Genomic DNA, 2,921 nt, shown 5'->3' with positions numbered 1-2,921 from the left:
CACTTTTCCCCTCTCAAACTCCACTCACAAAACAGCCTTATTTACTACTCAGCTGCTTCGCTCTTTTCGCGTCGTTCTCAACGGGAGGCGAACTATAGCAACCCTCATTCTTCCCCGCAAGTACTTTTTCGTTCTTTCCTTAAAATATTTCTATTTATCCCTTTTTACCCACTGCTTCCGGGCCTGTCCGCTAGGCATCAACGGAATTCAGCACCGCCCAGCGGGCGGCGCTGACGCCCTTTTCCAGGCTGACCCGGCTCACTATCTGCTCCAGCTGCAGGTGATTGCTGGGTGAAGTGATCAGATCCGCCCGTACTTCCAGCTGGGTGCCGGAAGCCAGGTCTTCGCTGTGCAGCGACTGCACCACCAGGTGCGGCATGCCATTGAGCATGTGCAGCATCAAGGTACGCACCTGCACCTCGTCTTCCGGCCGGCATACTACAGAGAGGCGATACACCTGCTCGATTTCCGTCGCGCTATGCAAGTCTCGCTGGTTGATCATATTAGAGACGCCCCGCAACAGAACATTGGCCCCCAGGATCGCCGCGGCGCCAATGGCCGCTTCCAGCGCGTGGCCGAGCCCACACAACACGCCGACCGCTGCCGAACACCACAATGTCGCCGCGGTATTCAGCCCGCGCACATTGATCCCTTCACGCATGATGACGCCGGCGCCAAGGAAACCGATGCCAGACACGACATAAGAGGCGATCCGCGTCGCCCCCTGCGGATCCGACTCGAATGCAGACACCATGACAAACAGCGACGCACCGATCGATACCAGCGCATTGGTCCGCAAACCAGCCATGCGCTGACGCATCTGGCGCTCAGCCCCTATCAGCGAACCTAAGGTCAGGGCCAGCAATACCCGCAGGGTAAATATTTTCCAATCCATCTTCATTGCCTTTCTGTGTGCGTCGCCATGCCGGATGGCGACATTCCATGGGTGCGCAGCGCTGCTTCATGCACTGAAGGTCAGCTGGCAACGCAAACAAACGAATGGGTGGGATAGGCGGCGATGCGAGATCGCCCGGGATACTGCAACGCCTCAACTCACGGGCTGCAGCAATGGACGACTAAAAGCGGGTGAATTGCATCGGGCTGCGCGCCCATCCACGGGTACTGGGACAACTGTCCAAAACCGAATCTCCTATAAAGATAGTCCACCGGATTCTATGGAGGCGCCACGGGCAAGTCAAGCAGCGGCCGCCGCATCCGCCGCCAGCTTGCGCAGGACATGGCCGGCCGCAACCAGGCCGAAAGTGGCGGTGACCACCACCGCCGAGCCATAACCGGCGCAATTCAGGCCGGTAACGCCGGGCGCGGTGTCCGCATCGACAGCGCACACCTCTGCACTGAGCGGCGCGCTCAAGGGTTCGGTGGAAAACACCGCATCGATGCCGAAGCGCACCTTGTCGCCGCGCGGGAAACGGTATTCGGAACGCAAACGCTTGCGCACCTTGGCCAGCAACGGTTCCTGTTCGGTCTTGGCCAGATCGCGCACTTCAATGCAGGTCGCATCAACCTGGCCGCCGGCGCTGCCGATCGTGATCAGGCGGATTCCCTGGTCGCGGCAATAGGCGATCAAGGCCGTCTTGGCCCGCACATTGTCGATGGCGTCGATCACATAGTCATAGCGCTGCTTCCCTATCATTTCAGCCAAATTGTCTGCCGTTATGAAATCCTCCACCTCGGTGACATGGCAATAGGGATTGATCTGGGCGATGCGCGCCGCCAGTGCGCTCACCTTGGCCTGGCCGAGCGTATCGGTCAACGCATGGATCTGGCGGTTGATGTTGGATTCGGCCAGGTTATCCAGGTCGATCATGGTCAGGTTGCCGATCGCACTGCGCGCCAGCGCCTCGATCGCCCAGGAGCCGACGCCGCCGACGCCAATCACGCAGACATGCGCTTGCAGGAAGCGCGCCAGCGCGGCAGCGCCGTACAGGCGTGCGATGCCGCCGAAGCGGCGGTCGAAGTCGATCTCGTCGAGGTCGACGGCAGTGGGGACAAAGGCGCCAGGAGCGCTTGGTACAACAGATGAGGACATGGCTGGAGACAAAAGAGATGCATGGGCAATCGCCAAAATATCCACGGACGGCCGGATATCGCTATTGGCGCTATTTTACCGGCTCCGCAAGACGGATTTATTTTGAAGTGCTTTAATATGACTACATTGCCATTTACCGGCGAATTGCCAAATAAGCATCTATCCGCCTAAGGCGCCCCAGCTTAACCCACGAGATACATCATCATGCAAAACGCACTGATCAGCACGGCGCCGGATTTCAGCCAGCCGATAGCCGTCCTCAAACACTGCCACGACAAGATCCGCCAGCAACTGAGCACGCTGCAGAACCTGCTCGACCATGTTCCGCAGCACGGCAGCGACGCCCAGGCGCAGCAGGCCGCCCACAACGTCATGCGCTATTTCAACCAGAGCGCGCCGCATCACCACGCAGATGAAGAGCACGACCTGCTGCCGATGCTGCGCGCCACCGCGACAGGGGAAGATGCCGAGCTGCTGCAAAAACTGACCCCCGAAATCCTCGCGGAACATCAGCAGATGGACAGCCTCTGGCATTCCCTCAACCTGCAATTGACGCAGATCGCCGACGGCGCGGCTGTTCAGGCAGCGCCGCTGTTGTCGCCGCAAGACGTGCAGCAATTTTCCAACATCTATTCGGCCCATATGGAAAAAGAAGAAACCTGGATCGCGCCCATGGCAAAACGTATTTTCAACGAACAGCAGATGCAGCAACTGGGAGCAGCAATGCAGCAACGCCGAGGTATTCCAGCATGAGTCAAAGCAAGGACCAATCTATCGCAGACCTGAGGATCGACTACAGCCAGGCCAGCCTGTCGGAAGCAGACAGCGCCGCCGATCCGATTACCCAATTCGGAACATGGTTCGATGAAGC

General features: G+C 58.8%; 3 protein-coding genes and 1 pseudogene. 2 read left to right on the top strand and 2 right to left on the bottom strand.

Annotated features, from left to right (window positions below; genetic code table 11):
* Positions 1-190 precede the first annotated feature (190 nt).
* Entirely contained in the window at positions 191-895 is a 705-nt protein-coding gene (locus tag JWQ61_RS08040) for an MgtC/SapB family protein (protein ID WP_041742498.1), read from the bottom strand.
* 300 nt (positions 896-1,195) lie between these two features.
* Positions 1,196-2,050, bottom strand: coding sequence for a tRNA cyclic N6-threonylcarbamoyladenosine(37) synthase TcdA (tcdA, locus tag JWQ61_RS08035; protein WP_304360063.1), 855 nt, complete (start codon positions 2,048-2,050; stop codon positions 1,196-1,198).
* Between the two features lie 204 nt (positions 2,051-2,254).
* Between tcdA and JWQ61_RS08030 the strand changes: the two genes are divergently transcribed.
* Positions 2,255-2,803, top strand: coding sequence for a hemerythrin domain-containing protein (locus JWQ61_RS08030; RefSeq protein WP_304360062.1), 549 nt, complete (start codon positions 2,255-2,257; stop codon positions 2,801-2,803).
* Positions 2,800-2,921 (top strand): annotated as a pseudogene (locus JWQ61_RS08025) (pyridoxamine 5'-phosphate oxidase); the annotation flags it as partial. The gene JWQ61_RS08030 and the pseudogene JWQ61_RS08025, both read left to right, overlap by 4 nt.

The sequence above is a fragment of the Collimonas fungivorans genome, assembly GCF_028292705.1.
Taxonomy (GTDB): Bacteria; Pseudomonadota; Gammaproteobacteria; order Burkholderiales; family Burkholderiaceae_D; genus Collimonas; species Collimonas fungivorans_B.
Note: the sequence above shows the minus strand (reverse complement) of the source record. Positions and strands in the feature narration are given on the sequence as shown.